The sequence below is a fragment of the Flavobacterium tiangeerense genome, from assembly GCF_007830355.1.
GTDB classification, from domain to species: domain Bacteria; phylum Bacteroidota; class Bacteroidia; order Flavobacteriales; family Flavobacteriaceae; genus Flavobacterium; species Flavobacterium tiangeerense.
In genome coordinates, this window is record NZ_VLKO01000015.1 from 16,201 (window position 1) to 41,878 (window position 25,678).

A 25,678-nucleotide genomic window follows, 5' to 3' on the forward strand; every position below is an offset into this window, starting at 1 on the left:
ACAGGCCTATTTTTTTTAAAATATCCAAAGGGTTCATAGGTGTATTGTTAAAGCTGTTATTCCAAGTTTCATTTTTCATGGTTCGTTTATTTAGTTATTGCAAGTTAAGTTTAAACCTATAAGTGAGTACGCGTATTAATACGTGTTTTTATTCTCTATATTTAAATTAAATAGTTAAAATTTTTAACCATAAGTAGCTTAGTTACTATATTTGGATTATAAATAAATTAAATATGCAAAAACGTTTTATCATACTTGTATTATTCTTGTTTTCTGGTACCATGCAAGCTTCTTTTTTATTGTTGCCTATGGATGAAACGGTTCAAAAAAATCATTTAAAAGCCTACGGAATTACGTTTTGGTGTCTAAATAAAAATTACAAAGCCAGCTGGTTGCTTAATTATAGAGGCGGTTCTTTTTTGTTACCAGACGCTGATGAAATTAGAAAAGAATGTCAGATACGGGGAGTGAGTTTTGAAATTCTTTCAGATCAAGAGCAAGCCACTATTTTAAACGAGATTTCAAGTCCGTCACAAAATATGGAATCGGTGGTGCTTGAAAAAGCGCCTAAGATTGCAGTGTATACCCCAAAAGGAAAACAACCTTGGGATGATGCTGTAACGCTTGTGTTAACTTATGCTGAGATTCCGTTTACGCCTATTTATGATGAAGAGGTTTTATCTGATCAATTATTGCTGTATGATTGGTTGCATTTACACCACGAGGATTTTACAGGACAGTATGGTAAATTTTATAACGCATTTAAAAATGTGCCTTGGTATATCGAGCAAAAGAAAGAGTCTGAACTGCTTGCAACTAAATTAGGGTACACAAAAGTTTCACATCAAAAAGGAGCTGTTGCCAAAAAAATTAGAGATTTTGTTGTAGGTGGAGGTTTTATGTTTGCTATGTGTTCTGCTACAGATAGTTTTGATATTGCATTGGCAGCAGATGGAGTTGATATTTGCGAGGCTATGTTTGATGGTGACGCTAGCGAAGGCAATTATCAAACCAAGATGAATTACAGCAGTTCATTTGCTTTTAAAGATTTTACATTAGAACGAAAACCAGAGGTATATGAATTCTCGGATATTGATATGACGCCTAAACGCAGAATACCACCAGATAAAGATTATTTCACACTCATGGACTTTTCGGCAAAATGGGATCCCATTCCTAGTATGTTATGCCAGAATCATACCCAGTTAATCAAGGGATTTATGGGACAAACGACAGCTTACGATGCAGGGTTGATAAAATCTAATGTTTTAGTCATGGGAAGCTGTGAGTTAAATGCAGAAGCTAGGTACATTCATGGTCAAAAAGGAAAAGGAATGTTTACCTTTTACGGAGGTCATGATCCTGAGGATTTTCAGCACCAAGTTGGTGATCCACCTACCGTTTTGGATTTACATCCAAATTCTCCTGGATACCGCCTGATATTGAACAACGTATTGTTTCCGGCTGCCAAAAAGAAAAAATTGAAAACGTAAATCGTATTGAAAACAAAAAACCAGTCTTGTGAACTGGTTTTTCTGTTTTTTAGCCCTGATGGAAGTGGCATCTCCCGATTTTAAAAAACAAGGCTTTTTGCCGTAGTTTTTTAAGCGGGAATATAACGGACAGCAGGAATAGCTCCAAGAAAAAAAACTAAAACGTCTCTTTTTCGTTTTCTTTGTCAAGGTATTCTTGCACTATTTCAATGGCATTAGTTACTACATCACTCAATGCGGTGATAAAACTGCCTTCTTCGGCGCAATTGATAGCGTGTTTTATGGCTTCAGTTTCTTTTGGAATAATTTCGTAGGTAACATCTTTACCTGAGGTTTTAATACCTTCAAGAATTAAATTGATAATTTCTTCTTCGGTTCTTCCTCTTAAAAACTTTTCTTGTCTGATGATAATGTGATCAAACATGCGTGCTGCAATGTGGGCACATTCTCTAATATCTTCATCTCTGCGATCTCCTACGCCTGCTATAATTCCTATTTTTTTGGATGCAGTTACGCTTTCCAAATAATCAGCAACCCCTTTATATCCTGATGCGTTGTGAGCAAAATCAATAAGCACTTTGAATTTTTTAAACTCGAAAATATTCATGCGTCCAGGTGTTTGCGCTGCACTGGGAATAAAAGTTTTTAAGGATTGACTAATATCACCCGTTTTGAATCCCCATAAATAACTTGCTAGCGTTGCAGCAAGAACGTTTGCAATCATGAATTTAGCTTTTCCTCCTAATGTTAGCGGGACTAGTGTAGCTTTTTCTACTCTTATTTTCCATTCTCCTTTTTTGATGGTTATAAAACCATTTTCATATACGGCTACTGTTTTTCCTTCAGCGCATTGTTTTTTTATGAATTCACTATTTTCATTTAAACTAAAGTAGGCTACATTGCACTGGAGTTCATTTGCAATTTTAATGCAATGTTCATCATCTCCATTTAAAACTGCCCAACCATTCTTTTTAACACTTCTAACCACAGTTGCTTTTACTCTGGCAAGATCACTCAGGGTGTGTATGTCACTTAAACCTAAGTGGTCTTCTTGAATATTTGTGATTACCCCAATATCGCAAAGGCTAAATCCTAGTCCAGATCTCAGGATTCCGCCACGTGCTGTTTCTAGCACTGCAAATTCTACAGTAGGGTCTCTCAAGATATACTCGGCGCTTAATGGTCCTGTTGTATCACCTTTTTCCATCATGTGGTTTTGCACATAAATACCATCAGATGTGGTAAAACCAACTTTGAAACCATTATTTTTAACAATATGTGCAAGTAGTCGGGTAGTGGTCGTTTTACCATTTGTTCCTGTCACCGCAATAATAGGAATTCTACATGATTTTCCGGGAGGATAGAGCATGTCAATCACTGGAGCGGCAACGTTTCTTGGTAAGCCTTCTGAGGGAGCCAAATGCATTCTAAAACCCGGTGCTGCATTAACCTCAAGAATGACTCCGCCATTTTCTTTTAAAGGTTGTGTTAAATTCTCGGCCATGATGTCAACTCCGCATACATCAAGTCCTATTACTCTAGAGATACGCTCTGCTAGAAAAATATTTTCAGGATGCATCATATCAGTCACATCAACTGATGTGCCTCCGGTACTTAAATTTGCAGTTGATTTTAAAAATACCGTTTCACCATTGTTAGGAACGGTTTCAAGCGTATAGTTTAGTTTTTCTAGTAAATCTTCGGTATCGCGGTCAACATCAATTTGTGTCAATACATTTTCATGACCGTAGCCTCTCCTTGGATCTAAGTTAGTAGTATATATTAATTGTTGAATGGTATCAACGCCATTACCTACAACATGAGCTGGGACTCTTTTTGCTGCTGCTACTAGTTTGTTATCAATTACAAGAACTCTAAAATCAAAACCTGTAATGAATTTTTCTACAATCACTCGTTTGCCATAGGTTTGAGCAAATGCAAGTCCTGATACAGCATCTTCCCAATTGGTTACGTTTATGGAAGCGCCTTTTCCGTGGTTTCCTCCCAATGGTTTAAGCACAATAGGATAGCCTATTTTTTTGATCACATCGGCTAAGCTTTCTTCATCAACACAAATACTTCCGCTGGCTACAGGAATAGAAGCATTCTCTAGCATTTTTTTTGTTTGTTCTTTGTTGCAAGCGATGTCAACCGCTATGCTACTTGTTTTACAGGTAATTGTAGCTTGAAAGCGCATTTGATTTATGCCATATCCTAATTGTACTAATGAGTTAGTTCCAAGACGTATCCATGGAATATCACGCGAAACGGCCTCATCTACTATACTACCTGTACTTGGTCCTAACCTAACGCGTTCTCTGATTTCACGCATTTTTTGCAAGTCGGCATCAATATCATATTCTTTACCAGCAATTAAGGCTTCGGCAATTGCAACGGAAGCTTCGGCAGCAAATAAACCTACATTTTCTTCAGTGTAACTAAAAACAACATTGTAAGTTCCTGGAGTTTTAGTTTCTCTGGTTCTACCAAAACCAGTTTCCATTCCAGCTAAAGTTTGAATTTCGAGCGCAATGTGTTCAATTACATGTCCCATCCATGTACCTCGATCTACCCTTGAGAAAAATCCACCTCTGCAACCTTCGGAGCATCTATGTTCTATCATGCTGGGCAACATAGCTTCTATTCTTTCCCTAAAACCTTCGATTTTATTGGTAGGAAATTGCTCCATTTCCTCCAAATCCAATCGCATTTGGATTAATTTTTTTCGTTGAATACTCCAAATATTCGGTCCACGTAGGGCTTGTATTTTAATAATTTTCATAAAAGCAAAATGATTTTTTTAAGTGAAAGCCAAACAGATATTTCTATTTTTGAATTCGATATTTGAAGTATTTTTCAAAACCAATGCATCAAAAAATAAAAAAAAGAAAGCATTTTACTAATGTAGCCATTTTTGATATGAAATAAAAAATTTTATGCAATAATATACTCCAAACTGTATTTTTTTTAAATAAACGCCCTTGTAAATGGTACTTTTTAAGTTTTTAGTTATTTTTGCCAAATGAATATACTTGGAAAACTGATAATTATAGGTGGTGCTGTAGACAAAGGAAGTTTTACAGAAACTGATTTAGATAAAAATGCGAATACCAATTTAAATTTTTTTGAAACTGGAATTTTAAAAAGAATTCTGAACGAATCAAAGTATAAAGAGGAATCTAGAATAGAGATTGTTACAACGGCATCTGTAATTCCGCGTGAAATTGGTCCCGAATATGTAAAGGCATTTACGTATTTAAATGCAAAGAACGTAGATATACTGACCATTGAAAGAAGAGAGCAAGCAGCTGATCTGGAAGTTTTGGCACGATTAAAGGCGGCTGATATTGTAATGTTTACAGGAGGTGATCAATTAAGATTGAGTTCTATTTTGGGCGGAACTCCTTTTCACGATATGTTGCTTGATAAATATCATAATGAAGAGTTTATTTATGCTGGAACATCAGCAGGTGCAGCAGCAGCTTCAAACAATATGATTTACCAAGGCAGTAGCTCTGAAGCTTTGTTGAAAGGAGAAGTAAAAATAGCGAGTGGTTTAGGACTTATTGATGGCGTTATTATTGACACGCATTTTGTTCAGCGCGGTCGTATTGGTCGATTATTTCAAGCAGTTGTGGGGAATCCAAGAGTTTTAGGAATAGGTCTTGGAGAAGATACGGGTTTGTTAATTACCAATAATAAAGAAATGGAAGCCATCGGGTCTGGACTTGTAATTCTGGTGGACGGCCGAGAAATAAAAGATACTAATTTGACTAAAGTAGAATTGGGGCAACCCATTTCCATTTCGCATTTGGTCACACACGTAATGAGTAAGTTTGATACTTACAACTTGGATACACATAAAATGCACATTCAATCTTCGCATTATTTATAGATTTTTCAGACTTTAATTCTAGAACTCCATTATGAAACTAATTATACACGGCGGTTTTTTTTCGGAATCATCAACTTCAGATGATACTAAAATTGCAAAACAGAAAGCACTTGAAGAAATAGTGATGCGATCTTATGAGTACTTAAAAACTCATACTGCTTCAGAAACGGTTGTTTATGCTGTAACCCAACTTGAAAATGATATTCTTTTTAATGCAGGAACGGGTTCACAAATTCAAAGTGACGGAAAAATTAGGATGAGTGCTGCTCTTATGGATGGTGAAACCCAAAAAATGAGTGGTGTAATCAATATAGAAGCTGTAAAAAATCCTATTGAGGTAGCGGCTCTATTAATGCAACAAGATGATCGAATTTTAGGAGGATCTGGAGCTACTAATTTTGCTAGAGCGAATGGGTTTGAGTATTTTTCTACAGAAATTTCACAACGAAAACAAGAATTTGAAGCCAAATTAAAAGCTACCGGAACAGGAACTGTAGGATGTGTAGCATTAGATAAAGATGGAAAAATAGCTGTAGCTACTTCTACTGGTGGTAAAGGTTTTGAAATCCCAGGTCGAATTTCAGATTCGGCAACTGTAGCAGGAAATTATGCCAATGCTTTTTGTGGCGTAAGCATGACAGGTGTAGGAGAAGATATTGTAAGTAATGCTACAGCTGTAAAAATTGTTACCCGAGTAACTGATGGAATGCAACTGAAAGACGCTTTTGCTAAAACCTTCAATGAGTTATTACCCTATGATGGTTTTGCAGGTGCAATTGCAATAGATCACAACGGTACTATTTACCATCAAGATTCACATCCTAGTATGGTTTATGCTAGTTTTGACGGAACTGAATTTCAGGTTTTTGAATAAATTAAAGCACCTTGAATGACATCCAAATAGGAATGTGATCAGATACTTTTCTAGCTTCTTCTAGTGAATTGAATTTATTGTAAAAATGAATTACTCCTGTATCTAAAAACGAAATTCGATTTGAATTGTAAAAGATATTGTCAAATTCTGACGCCAAACAAGTATTGTTTTGACACTTCCTTTTCAAAGATGTTTTTTGGTTTTGTAACGCTGATTTATATCCTAATTTTTTTAGCGGGCCAAAAACAGAATGCGACTGCGGACAATTAAAATCACCTAAAAAAACCAAATTAAGAGTTGGATACAAATTAGGTAAAAACTTGAAATGTTTGATTTCCGTTTCGGGCTGTCTACTTTTTGTAATGGCGTGAAAATTTACTAATGTGAATTGTTTTTTATCAAATTCAAAAGTGGCGTAATACGGTTCTCTATCTATTTCTAGATGGTATTTTTTTTCTAACCAAGGAGTTCCAATAAGTTTTACTCTGCTTGTTTTCCATAAAAAAGCATATCGCTCTGTTTTATAAGCGCTACTGGAGGTAGGATTGCTGATGGAGTAATCCCATTTAGATCCTTTTCTATTTAACGCATCTGCTAGCCGTGCCACTGCTTGCGCACCACCGTAACCCGCAACTACTTCTTGTATGGCAATAATATCATAGTCTCGTGTAGTTTGTGCAATAAAATCGATAGTTTCATTGCTCTTTGATTTACCAAGATTTTCAATATTCCAAGAAATAACTTTGACTTGTCCAGTTAAAGACAACTGAACAAGTAAGAGTAAAAATAAAAAAAATGATTTCAACGGTAAGTGTATAAAAAGGATAAAAATCTTCGCAATTCTTAGTTTAGAATATCTTTTTTGGTTAACTGTATTTTAAAAAGGATCAGCAGTAACTCTAAATCTCATATTAGCTTTTACAGTAATATCCTGAGTCAAGGTTTCTTTTACAACAGCTCTTGTTCTAATAGTATACGATGGAGCTTTAACGTATTTGTCAAGTTTTGCCGAAGTACACGTCAGGTTCAAAGTAGTGGCAGTTGAATTAATGTCTTCTAAAAATGCTAATTCAATCTCGTCATTTGCATCTGTTGAAATAAACAATCGTATTGATTTTAGAAAACTAAATGATTTATTGCTAGGGTTAGTAATCGTTAATTTCAAATCCGTAATTTTCACATCCTTAACTAAATCGGCCTTCGTATTATTGTTTTCAAATGTGGCACTTGAATTTGTCGTGACATCAGGAGTGATAATTGTAAAAGCTGTCCCAACAGGAAAAGCACTATCAATTTGTATACTTGTTTCATTTTCAATGTTAAAAGTGAGTAAATCATCAATTACATTGCAAGAAGTCGCAATCAATAACAATACAGCTATGGCTAAAGAAATTTTTGTTTTCATAATTACATTTTGTGAATTTATTTTTGGGATGTACGCAAATTTCTGTAGTATGGATTTTAGAAATTTTAAGTTTACAAGTTGAGAATGGCATTGTAAGCAAATTAAATGAATATTTTTCAAAATTCAATTTTTCAATTCAAAATATAAAAAGTATTTTTGCGCATGCAACACAACGTACTTATTTTAGATTTCGGATCGCAATACACACAGCTTATTGCGCGTAGAGTTCGCGAATTAAATATATTCTGCGAAATTTTCCCATATAATCATTTTCCGAGTGATTTATCATCTTATAAAGCAGTAATTCTTGGAGGAAGTCCATTTTCTGTTCGCGCAGACGATGCACCCCATCCAGATTTATCTCAAATAAGAGGCAAACTTCCTTTATTAGCAGTTTGTTATGGAGCTCAATATTTATCTCATTTTAGCGGTGGTGAAGTAGCTGCATCTAATACAAGAGAATATGGTAGAGCTAATTTATCATTTATCAAGGAAGATGAGATTTTCTTTGAAGGTGTTTCTTCAAACAGCCAAGTTTGGATGAGTCATAGTGATAGTATCAAAGCTTTGCCAACAAATGGTGTAAAACTAGCCAGCACTCATGATGTTGAGTTTGCTGCTTACAAAATTGAAGGCGAAACCACTTATGCAATACAATACCATCCTGAGGTTTTTCACTCAACGGATGGTTCTAAAATGCTAGAGAATTTCTTAGTAAAAATAGCTGAGGTTCCACAAACCTTTACTCCAAATGCTTTCGTTGAAGAAATGGTCTCTGAATTGAAAGAAAAATTACAAGACGATAAAGTTGTTTTGGGTCTTTCTGGAGGAGTAGATTCAACAGTGGCAGCAGTTTTATTACATCAAGCTATTGGTAAAAATCTATATTGTATTTTTGTAAATAATGGTTTGTTACGTAAAAATGAGTTCCAAAATGTATTAGATCAATACAAAGGAATGGGATTGAATGTAAAAGGAGTGGATGCTGGAGATCGTTTCTTGTCTGAATTAGCAGGCGTTAGTGACCCAGAAACCAAACGTAAAATTATAGGCCGCGTATTTGTAGAAGTTTTTGATGATGAGTCAAAAATTATCGAAGATGTAAAATGGTTGGCCCAAGGAACCATTTATCCAGATGTAATTGAGTCGGTATCTGTAAAAGGACCTTCTGCAACGATCAAATCACATCATAATGTAGGTGGTTTGCCAGATTACATGAAATTGAAAATTGTGGAACCACTCAGAATGCTTTTTAAAGATGAAGTAAGAAAAGTTGGTGCTTCATTAGGTATAGATCCAGAATTACTAGGAAGACATCCTTTCCCTGGACCTGGATTGTCAATACGTATCTTAGGGGATATTACACCAGAAAAAGTACAAATTTTACAAGATGTAGATGCTGTTTTTATTGACGGATTAAAATCTTGGGGATTGTATGATAAAGTTTGGCAAGCAGGAGCAATTCTTCTACCTGTAAATAGCGTAGGAGTTATGGGTGATGAACGTACTTATGAGAAAGTAATTGCATTACGCGCCGTTGAATCTACTGATGGTATGACTGCTGATTGGGTTCATCTTCCGTATGAGTTTTTAATGAAAGTTTCAAATGATATCATTAATAAAGTTAAAGGGGTAAATAGAGTGGTTTATGATATCAGTTCAAAACCACCAGCAACAATTGAATGGGAATAGCACCAGTTCAATTAAAATAGCGTGATAATAAGCGCATAAGAATTAACGGTATCAGATTTTGGAATAAAATTTGATACCGTTGTTTGTTAAGGATTTAAAATTAATAAAAAAAGATGAAATATTTTTTAGCAGTATGCATGACAGCATTGTGGTTCAATTTGAGTACGCTTGCACAAAGTAAAGCTACAACTCACAAGGTTGAAAAAGGGGAAACTATCAATAGTATTGCTCAAAAATACAAAGTGACACCGTATGATATTTACCAGTTAAATCCAGATGTTCAAAAAGGATTGCAATTGAATAGTATTTTGTTGATTCCAAGTCCAAGTGCTAAAAAAGCTATTACTTTACCAGTAAAAAAAGAGGTAACTTCAACAAAACATGTCATGGCTCCAAAAGAGACTTTGTATGGAATTTTGAAAAAATATGATGTTACAACAGAGGAACTGCAAAAAGTAAACCCATTACTAGATGTTCAAGCTTTAAAAATTGGACAAGTTCTTGTGATTCCATCTAAAACGGCTTTAAAAAGTAATGTTCCTACGCAGGAAAAAGCGGTAAAACATATTGTTTTAGCTAAAGAAACTAAATATTCTATTGCTAATAAATACGGTATTACAATAGAAGAATTAGAGAGAAAAAATCCTGAAATTGTATCCAATTTACCCATAGGTTATGAGCTAATCATTAAAGGAAATCCAATTAAAATTGCAAAATCAGTTATAGCAACTGAAGTAAAAAAAGAATCTGTACAAGTAGCTTCTGCAGCTGTTTTTCCAAAAGGGAATTTTATAAGCTATGTTGTAAGGCCAAAAGAAACGCTCTACAGTTTGTCAAAAATGTCGGGGTTATCTCAAGAAGAACTATTGAAAGAAAATCCAGCATTGGCTAATGGAGTAGAAGTAGGAATGGAGATAAAAATCCCAGAATCAGCTACTATCACACCAGTAGAAGCAATAAAAAAGGAATTTACTGTCCTTGCTAAGAAAAATAACGAGAGAAAGAAATTAGCTTTATTGTTGCCATTTAATGTTACAAAAATTGAAAACGACACTGTAAATTCTATTACCGCACGCTTAAAGAAAGATAAATTTCTAAACATGACTTTAGATTTTTATTCGGGTGCTTTAATGGCAATTGATTCGGCAAAAACATTAGGGTTAAATGTAGAAATAAAAATACTAGATTCACAAGAATCTAAAAATAGTTCGGCCGTAGCAGCATTGACAAAAAGTAATAATCTCGAAGAATCTGACGCAATAATAGGACCATTTTATCAAGCAAATGTAGAGAAAATGGCAGAGCTTGTTTTGCAAAATCAAGTTCCAGTAGTATCTCCTTTGTCAAAAGAAAATGAAGTTAAATTTGCAAACATTTTCCAGTCGGTTCCTAATCCGGATGCAGTTAAGAATGCCATGTTTGACTACATGCGTACCAAAGGTGGGAATATGATTGCAGTTGTAGACAAGAAAAAAGGTTCAGTAATAAAGTTTATTTCAGACAATCACAAAGATGTGCGTTTTGTACCTCTTACCGCTACAGGGGGTGTATCAGCTGAGAGTATTAAAAGTTTATTAGTAAAAGACAAGATGAATTATGTAGTCATGGAAACCGAAAATACAGGCATGATCAAGGCTACACTTTCTGCATTAATGAGTGCTATGGCAACTTACAAAGTACAATTAGTTATTTTAGAACCTAATGAAACATTAGATACAGATGAAATTAATTTTTCAAGTTTAACAAAACTGAAACTGATGTATCCTGCTGTAAGCCGTGAAAATGAATCTCCAGAGGCTTTAATTTTTGAAAAAGAATACAAAAAGAAAAATAAAGTGTATCCAAGTGTTTTTGCAACAAGAGGATTTGATGTTACGTTTGATACGCTTTTGCGTTTGTCCCAAGGTAAAAAGTTTGAGGAAACAACCTTGGAAGTTACAACAGAGCAAGTAGATAATAAGTTTGATTACTCAAAAAACACCACGGGAGGGTATAGCAATAACGGAATTTATATCTTGTATTATGATACAGATTTAACGATTAAAGAAGCAAAGTAATGACATCAAGAGTAACATATTTAGGGGATTTAAGAACATCGTCGATTCATTTACAATCGGGTACAGAAATTCTTTCGGATGCACCAGTAGACAATAACGGAAAAGGGGAAGCTTTTTCTCCTACAGATACCGTTGCGAATGCATTGGCTACTTGCATGATGACTATTATGGGTATTAAAGCAAGAGATTTAAATGTTGATTTAAAGGGTTCTATTGCAAATGTTACTAAAATCATGAATGCAGAACCAAGAAGGATAGGTAAAATTGAAATCGCATTTGATATTTTTGGAACTCAAAATGAGAAAGAAAAAACAATATTAGAAAGAGCTGCCTTAACGTGTCCTGTCTTTTTAAGTTTGCATCCAGAAATAGAAAAAAGCATTTCGTTTAACTGGAAATAATACTTAGTAATCAATACATATAAAGCAAGAGATTTATTTCTTGCTTTTTTCTTTTTATAAAATGGATCAAAACCAAAAACAACTTATAAAACTGGCTCATACTAAAATGCCCTTTGGTAAATATGAGGGCTGGTTTTTAATTGAAATACCTGAATATTATATTGTTTGGTATGCCAATAAAGGCTTTCCAAAAGGTGAGTTAGGGCAACAATTACAATTGGTTTATGAATTAAAACTTAATGGCCTAGAGGATTTGATTCGGAATATTAAAAAAAAATATCCCAAACCATAGCATTTAAATTTTGCTTTTAAGTTATCAATATGGGTTTAATCCTTCCGTTTTTTAAACTATAAAATCTCAGAAGTATATGTTCTAATAGTCCAATTAAATTTGTACTTTTGCCACGTTTTTTTACACAACTACAACACAAAACTCGACAGAATGAATCAAACAAAATATATTTTTGTTACAGGAGGTGTGACTTCTTCTTTAGGAAAAGGAATCATTGCAGCATCTCTTGCAAAATTGTTACAAGCAAGAGGATATCGTACAACTATTCAAAAATTTGATCCGTACATAAACGTTGATCCAGGGACGTTAAACCCTTATGAACATGGAGAATGTTATGTTACTGATGATGGAGCAGAAACAGACTTAGACTTAGGTCACTACGAACGTTTTTTGAATGTGCCAACATCTCAAGCTAATAATGTTACTACAGGTAGAATTTATTTGTCTGTAATTGAAAAAGAAAGAAGAGGAGAGTTTTTAGGTAAAACGGTACAAGTTGTGCCTCATATTACCAATGAAATTAAAGAAAGAATGCAGTTGCTTGGCAATTCTGGGGATTATGATATCGTAATCACAGAAATTGGTGGAACTGTAGGAGATATTGAATCTCTACCATATATTGAGTCTGTTAGACAATTAGTTTGGGAGCTTGGAGAGCACAACGGTATTGTAATTCATCTTACCTTGGTTCCTTTTTTGGCTGCAGCTGGAGAATTAAAGACAAAGCCTACGCAGCACTCTGTAAAAACATTGATGGAAAGCGGTATTAAAGCGGACATACTTGTTTGTAGAACTGAGCACGAATTGTCAGAAGAATTGCGCAATAAATTAGCTCTTTTTTGCAATGTAAAACGTGAAGCGGTAATACAATCTATAGATGCTTCAACTATATATGAGGTTCCAAATTTAATGCTCGAAGAAGGATTAGATGTTGTAGCTTTGAAAAAATTAGATTTACCAAAGAAAGCAGCACCGGATTTAAAAAACTGGAACATTTTCTTAAAAAGATTGAAAAATCCTAAGCATACTGTCAACATTGGTTTGGTGGGTAAATATGTTGAAATGCAAGATTGTTACAAGTCTATTTTGGAGGCTTTTATTCATGCAGGCGCATCCAATGAAACAAAAGTGAATGTAATTTCAATTCACTCGGAACACTTAGATGCTAGCAATATCAAAGAAAAATGTGCAAATTTAGATGGGATTTTAGTAGCACCAGGTTTTGGAGAAAGAGGAATAGAAGGTAAGATAGCTGCTGTACAATTCGCTAGGGAAAATAAAGTTCCTTTTTTCGGAATCTGTTTAGGAATGCAAATGGCGATCATTGAACAGGCTAGAAATATTTTAGGATATGCTGACGCCAATTCTACTGAAATGAATGAACATACAGCACATCCTGTTGTCAATTTGATGGAAGAACAGAAAACCGTTACTGATAAAGGCGGTACCATGCGATTAGGTGCTTGGAAATGTGACATCAAAAAAGATACACTTGCATACAAAATTTATGGAAAAGAAACCATATTTGAGCGTCATCGTCATCGTTATGAGTACAATAATGCCTATGTGAACCAGTTAGAAAATGCTGGATTGATATCCTCTGGAGTAAATCCTGAAACAGGATTGGTTGAAATTGTAGAGATTAAGGACCATCCTTTCTTTATAGGTGTTCAATACCATCCAGAGTACAAGAGTACGGTAGCAAATCCGCATCCTATTTTTGTTAATTTTGTAGCAGCTGCAGTTCAAGCAAAAAAAAAATAGTAAGGTTGTAGTGAAACATTTACTGAAACTTGCTACTAATAGATTAAACACTTTTAAATATTAAAATGGAACAAAAAAAATTTGACCTCAATTCAATTATCGGTTTTGCCTTAATTTTTGTAATCTTGATTTTTATCATGTATCAAAATCAACCAGATCCAAAGGTGGTTGCAGCAGAAAAAGCGCAAAAGGCATTGCAAATTAAAGAGGCAAAAGCAAAGGCTCTTGAAGTAAAAAAAGTTGAAATTGCTGCTCAAGCTGTTGCCGCAACTGGGGATACAACACAATTGGCACAATTAGAAAAATCTTTAGGTAGTTTTGCTTATTCTGCAACTTTGCCATCTGCAAAGGCTAGCGTAACAACAATTGAAAACGACTTGGTAAAACTTACAATTGCCAATAAAGGAGGATATATTGTTGAGGCTACTTTAAAAGAGTTTGAAAAATTTAAAAAAGGGTCAGGACAATTAGTCCAATTGATTAACGACAACAACGCTAGTTTGAATGTACAGTTGATCACTTTGGACAACCGCACTTTAAACACTAAAGATTTATATTTTGAATCATCATTAACAAAAATTGGTGCAGACCAAGTTTTGTCTATGAAATTAAAGGCTGGAGCCAATGAGTTTTTAGAGTATAAATATATTTTGAAACCAAATGATTACATGATTGGTTTTGATATTCGTTCTCAAGGTCTTCAAAAAGTGTTGAATACTTCAAAACCTTTAGATTTAGAGTGGAATTTAAAGGCAAATAGAAATGAAAAAAGTATTTCTTACGAAAATAAATATACTGAAATATATTTTGAGCACAAAGACGGTAAAATAGACTATGCTGGACTTGGAGCTTCTGAGAATGAGTTGCTTGAAAAACCTACATTTATAGCTTTCAAACAGCATTTTTTCTCAACTATATTAGTTTCTAAAACTCCATTTGAGAACGCCCAAGTAACATCAACTAACTTGATGAAAGATGAAAAAGTAGATACAACATTTACTAAATCATTTAAAGCAAATATTCCATTAGCGTTTACTAATGGTGAAATTGATCACAAATTAAGTTGGTACATGGGACCATCTGATTATAAAACATTGGCTAGTTATGATTTGAATTTAGAGAAAATTGTAACAATGGGTTGGGGAATCATCGGATGGATTAATCGTTTCATATTTGTACCATTATTTGATTTCTTAGGATCATATATTGCCTATGGTATTGCAATTATAGTTTTTACTATTTTGATAAAATTGGCTATGTCGCCTATAACTTTCAAATCTTTCTTGTCTCAAGCAAAAATGAAGTTATTGCGACCTGAAATTGCTGAATTGGGAGAGAAGTTCAAGAAAGATCCAATGAAAAAGCAACAAGAAACAATGAAGCTTTACAACAAAGCGGGCGTGAATCCTATGGCAGGTTGTATACCAGCATTGATTCAAATGCCTTTTTTGATGGCTTCGTTTCAGTTTTTCCCATCCGCATTTGAGTTAAGACATAAAAGTTTTCTTTGGGCAGATGACCTTTCATCTTTTGATGAAATTGTAAAATTGCCTTTTTACATTCCTTTTTATGGAAATCATATTAGTTTGTTTCCTATTCTTGCAGCGATAGCTATTTTCTTTTATATGAAAATGACATCTGGAGACCAGCAAATGGCAGCGCCACAACAAGAAGGTATGCCAGATATGGCCAAGATGATGAAGATCATGATTTACGTTTCGCCAATAATGATGTTGTTTTTCTTTAATAGTTATGGAGCTGGATTGAGTTTGTACAACTTTATATCAAACTTGGTTACTATATTAATCATGTTGGTAATTAAAAAGTATTTCATTGACAGTGATAAAATTCATGCACAAATTCAAGAAAACAAACTGAAAGAACCCAAAAAACAAGGTAAGTTTCAACGAAAGTTACAAGAAGTAATGGAACAAGCCGAAGCTCAAAAAGCATTGGACAAAAAGAATAAGTAATTAGATTTTTTAATATTTAAGGCCTCATAAAACATATTTGTTTTGTGAGGTTTTTTTATTCTTGAATATTTGAGTTTTTCAAAAAATTGATTTTCTAGCGTGAATTGTTTGGTACTTTATTTTCAAGAATAGATGTTATATTTAAGGTAAGGATATAATGAATGTGTATGTAAAGTAAGTGTTTGGTCTTTTTTCAAACTCTTAAACTTATAAGGTAAACTCTGGACGTAACTAATTGATTTCGTTCCTTTTTAATTGTATTAAGTTTAAAGTTTAAGTCTGTCTACTTATTGACAATTCAAAATCTTTAAGACAATGATAGTAATAGAATTTTTAATTAAGTAAATTCGAATTAATACACAACAAAAAATGGCTGTCAAATTGAAAAATTTGACAGCCATTTTAATTATTTAAAAGTAATTAGTTTATATTTTTTTAATTATTATAAGATAGGTAATAGAACTTTGTCCAAAACATGAATAACTCCATTTGAACACTGCACATCAAATGCAGTTATATTAGAAACTCTATTACTTGCATCTGTAATTTTGGCACCACCTGTAAGTGATACTTTAAAAGTTTGAGCTGGAGTTAATATTGGTGTTACGACTTGTCCTTCGGTTAATGTAGCTGCTAATACATTTGCAGGGCTAACTACGTGGTACTGTAATACTTTTGTCAAGTTAGCTGCTGAAACACTGGCAATACCACCTGGAGCTAACTCGGTGTTCAATGACGTAAAAGCAGCGTTATTTGGTGCAAATACAGTAAATGGTCCAGTACCTGACAATATAGACACAAAATTAGGCTGACCAGCACCAGTTAAAGCACCAACAAGTGAACTAAAGTTTGGGTTTGCAGTTGCATGTGTAACAATAGTTGGTAAATTTATTACTGCATCTACAATGTGTATGACACCGTTTGATGCTATTACATCTGGGGTAGTAACCGAAGCTACACCATTTAATCTAACGCCTGATGATAAGTTAACATACATGCTCATAGTATTTGTTCCAGAAGTTGCGCTTTTGGCCAAGGTCTTTACGTATCCAGTTTGTAGATCCGTTGATTTTACCGTTCCGCTTACCACGTGGTTCAATAAAATTTGAGTTAATACCTCTACCGGCACTTGATTGATACTGTTGAAATTGTTCGCTTGTAAAAAAGTTGTAAATGCTGCATCCGTTGGAGCAAAAACGGTAAAGGGTCCTGTTCCTTGAAGTGTTGTTGCAAGATTAGCGCGAGTAAGTGCTTGTACAAGGATACTTAAATTAGGAGATTTTACAGCTAAACCTGTAACTGTGTTATCTGCAGTAGTACTTTCATCATCGTTGTCACACGAGAAGGATAGAATTGCCAAAAGTGCAATAACGAAAATGTTTTTAAATTTTAATACATTTTTCATAAGGGTTATTGTTTAATTGTTTCTGCTAAACTAAATATAAGAATTTATTTTTTGTTTAATATTTAGAAAAATTTAATAAACAGTATTGAATTTTATTATTATTTTTAAAACTGTTTATTGTTTGATAAAATTACTTTTAGGCTACTAAAAATCAGTAAATCATTGATTTTAGTATTCCAAAAAGATTATTTCGTATTATTTTTTGTTTTAATTAATTTTTTATTTAGTTAAACAAATATTAAAATCCGGATTTAATCGAAACTTCCATCTTTATTCTTGATAGATGCAATAAAGTATTTATTTTTATTTTTTAATATTAAAACTATATGAGTTTTACACTTTTCTTTCTAAAAAATGTAATTTTGAGACACTAAAAGTCACATATTGTAGTTGTACTACATATCAAAATCTTATTATTATGTTTAAAAATCAAATGGTGTTGTTTTCTGTTTTATTATTTATAATTTTTGGACACAAGGGTATTGCCCAAACCGAATTTAATAAATACGATGACAAAGGTAAAAAGCACGGGTTATGGAAGGGAGTTTATGAAGAATCCAAACGACCTCGTTATGAAGGAACATTTGATCATGGTAAGGAAACTGGTATTTTTAAATTTTATGATGATACTAAAGCGATGTCAGTTATAGCTACGCGCGAGTTTAATTTGAAAAACAATGCCGCTTTCACAATATTTTTTGATCAAAAAGGTAATAAAGTCAGCGAAGGAAATGTGATAAACAAGCTTTTTGATGGACAATGGAAATATTATCACCAAGCCTCAAAAACCATTATGACTGTTGAGAATTATGTAAAGGGTAAATTAGAAGGTGTGCGATATGTGTACTATCCTAATAGTGCTATTGCAGAGGAAATTAGTTATAAAAATAATTTAAAAAACGGTCTTTATAAAAAAATTGCCGAAAATGGAGTTGTACTTGAGGAATCCATTTACAAAGACAATGTTTATGATGGTGTTGCTATTTTTAGAGATGCAATTGGAGTCATTGTCTCGCAAGGCAAATTTGTAAATGGAAAAAAAATGGGTATTTGGCAATTTTATGAAAAAGGAAAACTTGTCAAAGAAACAAATATGTGCCTGCACCAAAAAAGTAAAAACACCAAAAACAATTAAAAAAATCTTGGGAATTTCTAATGTAAATCTTTTGTAACTTTACACCCTTAAATAGTATAATTTTTTTTAGATGAAGCGTGTTGTTGTAGGACTTTCAGGTGGGGTAGATTCAAGCGTTGCAGCTTATTTGTTGCAACAAGAAGGATATGAAGTTATAGGATTGTTTATGAAAAATTGGCACGATGATTCAGTGACTATTTCTAATGAATGTCCTTGGTTAGAAGATAGTAACGATGCTCTTCTTGTTGCTGAAAAATTAGGTATACCTTTTCAAACAGTTGATTTAAGTGAACAATATCAAGAGAAGATTGTTGATTACATGTTCAATGAATATGAAAAAGGTAGAACTCCAAATCCCGATGTGCTTTGTAATAGAGAGATAAAGTTTGATGTTTTTATGAAAATTGCATTGAGTTTGGGAGCTGATTTTGTAGCTACGGGACACTACTGTCAAAAAAGTGAAACTGAAATTGAGGGTAAAACAGTATATCAACTAGTTGCTGGTGCTGATGTTAATAAGGATCAATCTTATTTTTTATGTCAATTATCTCAAGAACAATTATCAAAATCATTGTTTCCAATAGGCGCATTGACCAAACCTCAAGTTCGTGAAATAGCAGCTCAAATGGAACTTGTAACAGCCGAAAAGAAAGATTCTCAAGGTCTTTGTTTCATTGGTAAAGTGAGGCTTCCTGAATTTTTACAGCAAAAACTTCAGCCTAAAGAAGGAGCCATTATTCAAATTTATAAAGATCATCCTATATATCAGCAAGATGACAAATCAGGATTAACGGTAGAAGATTCACTCCGTATTGAAGCTACAAAAATTGCTTATACTCCAGAGATGGGGAAATTTATGGGTAATCATAAAGGAGCTCATTATTTTACTATCGGTCAGCGTAAAGGTTTAAATGTAGGGGGTACAAAAGACCCATTGTTTATTATTGCAACGGATGTAATTACAAACACCGTATATACTGGACTTACAAGCCATCATCCAGGTTTATTTAAAAAGGCATTACGAATTTTAAAAGACGAGGTGCACTGGGTACGAGATGATTTGGCATTAATCAATGGTGAAACTTTAGAAGTAATGGCACGTATACGATACCGTCAGCCATTGCAAAAAGCAATATTACATCAATTTGAAAATGAAATGTTTATTTCTTTTGAGGAACCACAATCAGCAATCACTGAAGGGCAATTTGCAGCTTGGTACTTAGGAGAAGAATTAGTAGGCTCTGGTGTGATTTCATGATTTTTTAGATTTTTTTTGTACACATAATAGATCAATTTTAAATTTTATACATTTAATAATACAGTGCACTATGAAAAAAAAATACTTCATCTTATTATTTATATGTACATCTTTACTTCATGCACAACAAGATGCTTGGGTGTATTTAAAAGACAAACCTAGTTCACCAACTTTTTTTAATTCACCATCAAAAATGCTTTCGCAAAGGGCATTAGACCGACGAAGCAATCAGAAAATTGACTTAGATGCAAAAGATGTTCCAATAGAAAGTACCTATCTTAATCAAATAAAAAGCAAGAGCGGAGTTTCTGTTATGGCTACTTCAAAATGGCTCAATGCAATACATGTTAGGGGAACACAAACAGATCTCAATGCAATGAAAGCATTACCATTTGTTGAAAAAATTGATTTTGCAAATAAATCCTTGAATCAATCAGCCAAAAGTATTGCGGTTAAAAAGGAAAAAAATGTTTCAAAAACAGCAAAGACGAAGATAGAGTATGCTTACGGCACATCCTCTAATCAAATTCAAATGCTAAACGGGCATTTATTACATCAACAAAACTATACTGGTTCAGGTAAGATTATTGCAGTTATGGATAGTGGTTTTCCAGGTGTTAATTCAGCCCAACCATTTAAGCGATTAATAGACAACAAACAAATTTTAGGAGGTTATAACTATGTTTTAAGAAATCCAGATTTTTACACGGGAACTTCTCATGGAACATCGGTACTTTCTACAATGGGAGGCTTTAAGGAAAACCAGCTTGTTGGTACAGCACCAGATGCTTCTTATTATTTGTTTATCACTGAAAATGATACATCTGAAAATCCAGTAGAAGAATCACTTTGGGTTGAAGCTGCCGAAAAAGCGGACAGTTTAGGTGTAGATATCATCAATACTTCTTTGGGTTATTTTGATTTTGACAATACATCTTATAATCATACGTACAGTGAAATGGACGGAAAAACAGCATTTATGTCACGTGGAGCTGAGATTGCTTTTTCAAGAGGCATTATTGTAGTTAGTTCTGCAGGTAATTCTGGTGAGTCTTCCAATCCAAATATAGCAGTTCCTGCAGATGCAGTTTCTGTTTTAGCTATCGGAGCCGTAAATGCAAGCGAAATTAGAACTTCGTTCAGTTCAATTGGTCCTTCTTTTGATAATAGAATTAAACCAGACGTTATGGCTCAAGGTCAATCAGCCATTATTTCAGATCCTTTGGGAAATATAGTAACAGCTAACGGAACTTCTTTTTCAAGTCCAATTTTGACGGGTTTAGTAGCTTGTTTGTGGCAGGCCTTACCTAATAAAACAAATAAAGAAATTAGAGAAATAATAATCAAGTCGTCAGATAGATTTGCGGCTCCAAACAATCTATACGGATATGGAGTTCCAGATTTTAATGCTGCTTTCTCAGATCAGTTAGATTTAAATGAAATAGCAGTTAATGAAGTAGTTATTTATCCTAATCCCACTGCCGATCTACTATCTTTAATTTTGCCAAAAAATAGTACATCTGGAATAATACAATTTTTTAATACTGCAGGACAAAAAGTTTTTGAAAAAAAAATAGAGAATAACGACTCATCAATTTCAATTAAAGAACTCCAAACCGGATTGTATTTATACAAGTTCCAATCTCAGGATTTCATTAAAACTGGAAAAATTTACAAACAATAGTTATAGTTAGACTAATGAATAAAATTACGACACTTTTTAATATTAAGTATCCAATAATTCAAGGTGGAATGATATGGAATAGCGGTTACAAACTTGCAAGTGCGGTAAGTAATGCCGGTGGATTAGGGTTAATTGGAGCAGGATCTATGTATCCAGAGGTATTACGGGAACACATTCAAAAATGTAAAAAAGCAACATCAAACCCATTTGGAGTTAATGTGCCTCTTTTGTATCCCAACATTGAGGAAATAATGAAAATTATTGTAGAGGAAGAGGTGAAAATTGTATTTACTTCAGCTGGAAATCCCAAAACTTGGACTTCTTATCTAAAGCAAAACGGAATAACGGTTGTTCATGTTGTAAGCAGCTCTATTTTTGCGTTAAAATCACAAGAAGCAGGAGTAGATGCTGTAGTTGCTGAAGGTTTTGAAGCAGGAGGTCATAATGGAAGGGAAGAAACCACTACACTCACATTAATACCGATGGTTAAGGAAAAAATTCAAATACCATTAATTGCTGCAGGAGGTATTGCAACAGGCAGAGGAATGCTTGCCGCAATGACATTGGGTGCTGATGGAGTTCAAATGGGGAGCAGGTTTGTAGCTTCTGTAGAGTCTTCGGCACATATTGATTTCAAAAATACAATTGTACAAGTTAAAGAAGGGGATACCCAACTTACATTCAAAGAGCTTGCGCCTGTGCGATTAATAAAAAATAAATTTTATCAAGACGTTCAGGATTTATATGCAACTTGTCCTACTAAGGAGGATTTAATACAATTACTAGGAAGAGCAAGAGCTAAACGTGGTATGTTTGAGGGTGACCTAGTTGATGGTGAATTGGAGATAGGTCAAATTGCGGGTATAATTCATAATGTAGCACCTGTAAGTGTAATTATGAATGATATTTTAGAACAGTTTGAGGAGGCCAAAAAAGAAATGTCAAAAATTAATTTTTAAGCGATGAGATTGAGCATTAAATTTTTAATAATACTGTTTTTTATAATAACGGGACCTGTTTTATACAGCCAAAATTATAAATTCAAAACTTCATCCCTAAGTGTTTCTACAAAAAATGAAAAAGGCAAATGGGGGGAATGGTCCGCGCCAAAAAATGTGAATCTAATTGTTACATTAGATACTAAGAAAAATAGAATAGTTGTTTATTCTCAAATTATCCAATTATTTGAAATCGTCGAGTATTATGATACTGATGAAAATGATATTGATAAAGTAGATACGTTTTATTGTAAAGACAATCAAGGAGAAGAGTGTACTTTGTCTATAATCACTAGAAAAAAACAAGAAAACAGAAAACAACTTTACATTAATTATGAGGATAGGATAATTGTCTATAATCTTATTTAATCCAAAAAGGTTGGTTTTATATGTCTTTAATATAAGAGTCGTATTCAAGATAAAATAACTCTAACGCATTCATTTTTTCATAATAAAAATCAAATATTTCATCCCAGTAGCTTCTATTACTCACACTCACGTGTAGTTTTTCAACCCAAATGCGACTAATAGTTTTCCCACTCTCTAAAGTATAGTCTTGCTCATATACTAGGGATGATATGTACTCTTCTTTTAATATGTTTTTTAAGGAAACAAGTTTTTCAAAATAGGCAATTCTTTTTTCGGTACTTCTATGTTCAATATCAATAAGTACTTGAGCTTTTTTATTGTCTACAAAAAACTTAAATGAAAAGTCTTTAATTTTTGTGTCATAGAGCAACCATTTTCTAGGGTATTTTTCAGCAAATGCTATCCAAAATTCTCGTTTTAATCTCTGGTTTTCCTCTTTGCTATACATGTGTAAGTATTTTGTTTGTGGTAAAATTTGCTATACTCTATTATCTAAACTACATTTAGATTTTATTTCAATTTGCAAAAATAGACATTGATTATGGATTTTCAAGAATTTTTAGAGATTGTTCCAGAAATAATAAATTCCCATTTACCAGCTTTTGACGCACATATAAAAATGGCTCCTCTTGAAAGAATAGAAAGCCTTAAAAAGGTAGATGTTTCAAATGAAATTCATAGGTTAGCTTCGGTTTTAATGCTTTTGTATCCCAAAAATGGAAAAGTGCACTTAGTTCTTATCGTTAGAAATTCGTATGATGGAGTGCATTCAGCTCAAGTTGCGTTACCCGGAGGAAAACATGAAAAAGACGATTTAGATTTTTCATACACCGCATTGCGCGAAACTCATGAGGAAATCGGAATTGATCCAAGTCAAATCAAAATTATAAAACCATTTTCAGAAATTTACATTCCTCCAAGCAACTTTTTAGTATACCCTTTTTTAGGGATTAGTAAAGAACCTCTCCATTTTATTCCTGATCCACTAGAGGTTGCTCAGATAATCGAAATACCCTTGATGCTACTTCTAAACAATGAAATTCTAGTTAACAAAAAGCAAATTACTTCTTATTCAAATGAGATTTTTGTTCCTGGTTTTAATATTAATGAACATATTGTTTGGGGAGCAACAGCAATGATATTAAGTGAGCTGAAAGAGGTTTTGATTCAGGTATTACAACCTAATAGTTAATCATAGTTTTATCATTTTTCATATATTTTCGCAATTATTTTTTTTCGTAAGTTTGCATTCTATTATAAAATTCAAAAAAATATGGGATTATTCAAAAGAAATCCTTTCGGACATATACTCTTTATCAAAAAATGGTTGATCAGAATTTTTGGAGCTTTTACGCATCGCAGGTATAGAGGCTTTAATGAACTTCAAATCGAAGGATCGGAGATAATCCGAAACTTACCAGATAATAATGTACTGTTTATATCAAATCATCAAACTTATTTTGCTGATGTGGTGGCTATGTTTCATGTATTCAATGCAAGCCTAAGTGGTAGAGAAGATAATATTAAGGACGTAACCTATTTATGGCAACCTAAAATGAACATTTATTATGTTGCTGCTAAGGAAACCATGCGTGCTGGACTTTTACCAAGAATTATGGCTTATGCTGGAGCAATTTCTGTAGAACGTACCTGGCGCCAAAAAGGTGTTGATGTCACAGAAAAAAAAGATATCAATCCAGATGATACGGAGAATATTAAAATCGCTCTCAAAGATGGTTGGGTAATCACATTTCCTCAAGGTACTACAAAATCATTCAAACCAGTACGTAAAGGTACTGCTCACATCATCAAACAACACAAACCTATAGTGGTGCCTATAGTTATTGATGGTTTCCGCCGTTCATTTGATAAAAAAGGATTGCGCATGAAAAAGAAAGGGATTCTTCAATCTTTTATCATCAAAGAACCACTGGATATTGATTATGAAAATGACACCATCGATGAAATTGTAGAAAAAGTAGAATACGCAATAGAACAACATGCATCGTTCTTAAAAGTAATACCAGCCGAGATCATTCAAGAGCAAGAGGAATTAAACAAAACCCGTAGATGGGAATATTAAATTTTTTTGCTGGGCGTTCCCTTATCTAAAACAACAAGAGTAGCAGTTGATCCTGCTACTCTTGTTGTTTTAGATAAGGTCGGGCTCTTCGCTGCAAGTCCTCGTTCCTTCCTTTTGGTCGTCACTGTGGGCTTTTCGCTGCTATCCCTAACGCGGTTTATGAGTGTAGAAGACTTTTTTGTTAGAGAAGATAATCACTACCTATATATATAAAGGTTTATGATGTTGTTATTGTGGTAAAGGTGCTACCTGTATATAATAGATAAGGATTCTATTATTGAGTATATATAAACCGTTACACCTTATATATAGAATGGTGTCAAATCCCCATCAATGCTATGATTTCACTGTTTGGCAATCAAAATTCAAATTAGCTAAAAAAAGTTTATGCTTTAAGAGTCGTTTAATCAGTGCTTTAGTTTAAAAGTTAAGAAAAGATTAAAAAAAGGTTCAAAAAAAGCTTGTAAAAGCGAATAAAGGTTGTAGTTTTGCACCCGCAATAGCGCAGACGTTCATTAAAATACTGGCAAGAAAAACAAAGTAATTAGGGATTTAATCTTTAGAAAAAACTTTAAAAAAAGCTTGTGAGATTTAAAAACGAAAGTTATCTTTGCACCCCGCAAAACAACGGAAGTTCTTTGAGAGATTGATAAGAGAAAGAGAAGCAAACGAGATAAAATTTATATCAAAAAAACTTCAAATTTTTCTTGCCGGTTAAAAAAGAATAACTACTTTTGCACCCGCTTTGAGAAACAAACGAAAGGCGAAAAAATAGTAAGACACGTTCCTAGACATATTGAATTGACAGCCGTTTTGTTCGCAAGAACAGAACAAAAGAATAAGAGTAATAGAATCGGAAGATTTGAAAAAACCACTAGAATTTAGTCGAATAACAATAGC

General features: G+C 33.6%; 21 protein-coding genes. 16 read left to right on the top strand and 5 right to left on the bottom strand.

The window, feature by feature from the left end; all coding sequences use genetic code 11:
• Positions 1-233: 233 nt before the first annotated feature.
• On the top strand, positions 234-1,493 hold the full coding sequence (locus IQ05_RS14750) for an asparagine synthetase B (protein WP_144894227.1): 1,260 nt from the start codon (positions 234-236) through the stop codon (positions 1,491-1,493).
• A gap of 157 nt (positions 1,494-1,650) precedes the next feature.
• On the opposite strand, the gene cphA is transcribed toward IQ05_RS14750, so the two are convergent.
• Positions 1,651-4,275: a cyanophycin synthetase gene (cphA, locus tag IQ05_RS14755; protein ID WP_144894228.1), complete on the bottom strand. Its 2,625-nt coding sequence runs from the start codon at positions 4,273-4,275 to the stop codon at positions 1,651-1,653.
• Between the two features lie 240 nt (positions 4,276-4,515).
• On the opposite strand from cphA, the gene IQ05_RS14760 reads away from it, so the two are divergent.
• Together IQ05_RS14760 and IQ05_RS14765 are read left to right on the top strand one after the other, a co-directional pair.
• Positions 4,516-5,388 (top strand): cyanophycinase, encoded by an 873-nt coding sequence (locus IQ05_RS14760; RefSeq protein WP_144894229.1) that lies wholly within the window; start codon positions 4,516-4,518, stop codon positions 5,386-5,388.
• 31 nt (positions 5,389-5,419) lie between these two features.
• Positions 5,420-6,262 carry an isoaspartyl peptidase/L-asparaginase gene (locus tag IQ05_RS14765; protein ID WP_144894230.1) on the top strand — a complete coding sequence of 281 codons (843 nt, stop codon included), beginning with the start codon at positions 5,420-5,422 and terminating at the stop codon, positions 6,260-6,262.
• Between the two features lies 1 nt (position 6,263).
• On the opposite strand, the gene IQ05_RS14770 is transcribed toward IQ05_RS14765, so the two are convergent.
• Positions 6,264-7,067, bottom strand: coding sequence for an endonuclease/exonuclease/phosphatase family protein (locus IQ05_RS14770; RefSeq protein ID WP_144894231.1), 804 nt, complete (start codon positions 7,065-7,067; stop codon positions 6,264-6,266).
• Positions 7,068-7,139: 72 nt separating this feature from the next.
• Positions 7,140-7,667 (bottom strand): hypothetical protein, encoded by a 528-nt coding sequence (locus IQ05_RS14775; RefSeq protein WP_144894232.1) that lies wholly within the window; start codon positions 7,665-7,667, stop codon positions 7,140-7,142.
• A 162-nt stretch (positions 7,668-7,829) separates the two neighbouring features.
• Between IQ05_RS14775 and guaA the strand changes: the two genes are divergently transcribed.
• From guaA to yidC, 6 genes are all read left to right on the top strand, one after another.
• Positions 7,830-9,359, top strand: coding sequence for a glutamine-hydrolyzing GMP synthase (gene guaA / locus IQ05_RS14780; RefSeq protein ID WP_144894233.1), 1,530 nt, complete (start codon positions 7,830-7,832; stop codon positions 9,357-9,359).
• 113 nt (positions 9,360-9,472) lie between these two features.
• On the top strand, positions 9,473-11,416 hold the full coding sequence (locus tag IQ05_RS14785; protein WP_144894234.1) for a LysM peptidoglycan-binding domain-containing protein: 1,944 nt from the start codon (positions 9,473-9,475) through the stop codon (positions 11,414-11,416).
• A complete protein-coding gene (locus tag IQ05_RS14790; RefSeq protein WP_144894235.1) occupies positions 11,416-11,817 on the top strand; it encodes an OsmC family protein in 402 nt (133 codons plus the stop codon). Before IQ05_RS14785 ends, IQ05_RS14790 begins: the two co-directional genes overlap by 1 nt.
• Positions 11,818-11,878: 61 nt before the next feature.
• Positions 11,879-12,109, top strand: a complete 231-nt coding sequence (locus IQ05_RS14795; protein ID WP_144894236.1) for a DUF3820 family protein — start codon at positions 11,879-11,881, stop codon at positions 12,107-12,109.
• Positions 12,110-12,259: 150 nt separating this feature from the next.
• On the top strand, positions 12,260-13,873 hold the full coding sequence (locus tag IQ05_RS14800; protein WP_144894237.1) for a CTP synthase: 1,614 nt from the start codon (positions 12,260-12,262) through the stop codon (positions 13,871-13,873).
• A 65-nt stretch (positions 13,874-13,938) separates the two neighbouring features.
• Positions 13,939-15,846: a membrane protein insertase YidC gene (gene yidC, locus IQ05_RS14805; protein WP_144894238.1), complete on the top strand. Its 1,908-nt coding sequence runs from the start codon at positions 13,939-13,941 to the stop codon at positions 15,844-15,846.
• A gap of 442 nt (positions 15,847-16,288) precedes the next feature.
• Here yidC and IQ05_RS14810 read toward each other — a convergent pair whose 3' ends face one another.
• Positions 16,289-17,251: a fasciclin domain-containing protein gene (locus IQ05_RS14810; protein WP_144894239.1), complete on the bottom strand. Its 963-nt coding sequence runs from the start codon at positions 17,249-17,251 to the stop codon at positions 16,289-16,291.
• Positions 17,252-17,669: 418 nt separating this feature from the next.
• Between IQ05_RS14810 and IQ05_RS14815 the strand changes: the two genes are divergently transcribed.
• From IQ05_RS14815 to IQ05_RS14835, 5 genes are all read left to right on the top strand, one after another.
• Positions 17,670-18,386: a toxin-antitoxin system YwqK family antitoxin gene (locus tag IQ05_RS14815; RefSeq protein ID WP_244289587.1), complete on the top strand. Its 717-nt coding sequence runs from the start codon at positions 17,670-17,672 to the stop codon at positions 18,384-18,386.
• 70 nt (positions 18,387-18,456) lie between these two features.
• Positions 18,457-19,644 carry a tRNA 2-thiouridine(34) synthase MnmA gene (mnmA, locus tag IQ05_RS14820; RefSeq protein WP_144894240.1) on the top strand — a complete coding sequence of 396 codons (1,188 nt, stop codon included), beginning with the start codon at positions 18,457-18,459 and terminating at the stop codon, positions 19,642-19,644.
• 70 nt (positions 19,645-19,714) lie between these two features.
• A complete protein-coding gene (locus IQ05_RS14825) occupies positions 19,715-21,328 on the top strand; it encodes a S8 family peptidase (RefSeq protein WP_144894241.1) in 1,614 nt (537 codons plus the stop codon).
• Between the two features lie 14 nt (positions 21,329-21,342).
• Positions 21,343-22,287, top strand: coding sequence for an NAD(P)H-dependent flavin oxidoreductase (locus tag IQ05_RS14830; RefSeq protein WP_144894242.1), 945 nt, complete (start codon positions 21,343-21,345; stop codon positions 22,285-22,287).
• A gap of 3 nt (positions 22,288-22,290) precedes the next feature.
• On the top strand, positions 22,291-22,695 hold the full coding sequence (locus IQ05_RS14835) for a hypothetical protein (RefSeq protein ID WP_144894243.1): 405 nt from the start codon (positions 22,291-22,293) through the stop codon (positions 22,693-22,695).
• A 16-nt stretch (positions 22,696-22,711) separates the two neighbouring features.
• On the opposite strand, the gene IQ05_RS14840 is transcribed toward IQ05_RS14835, so the two are convergent.
• Positions 22,712-23,143, bottom strand: a complete 432-nt coding sequence (locus IQ05_RS14840; protein ID WP_144894244.1) for a DUF4268 domain-containing protein — start codon at positions 23,141-23,143, stop codon at positions 22,712-22,714.
• Positions 23,144-23,236: 93 nt separating this feature from the next.
• Here IQ05_RS14840 and IQ05_RS14845 point away from each other — a divergent pair, with 93 nt between their 5' ends.
• Both IQ05_RS14845 and IQ05_RS14850 read left to right on the top strand, forming a co-directional pair.
• Positions 23,237-23,887 carry an NUDIX hydrolase gene (locus IQ05_RS14845; protein WP_144894245.1) on the top strand — a complete coding sequence of 217 codons (651 nt, stop codon included), beginning with the start codon at positions 23,237-23,239 and terminating at the stop codon, positions 23,885-23,887.
• 81 nt (positions 23,888-23,968) lie between these two features.
• Complete coding sequence (locus IQ05_RS14850; RefSeq protein WP_144894246.1) at positions 23,969-24,778, top strand: lysophospholipid acyltransferase family protein; 810 nt, start codon at positions 23,969-23,971, stop codon at positions 24,776-24,778.
• Positions 24,779-25,678: the final 900 nt, after the last annotated feature.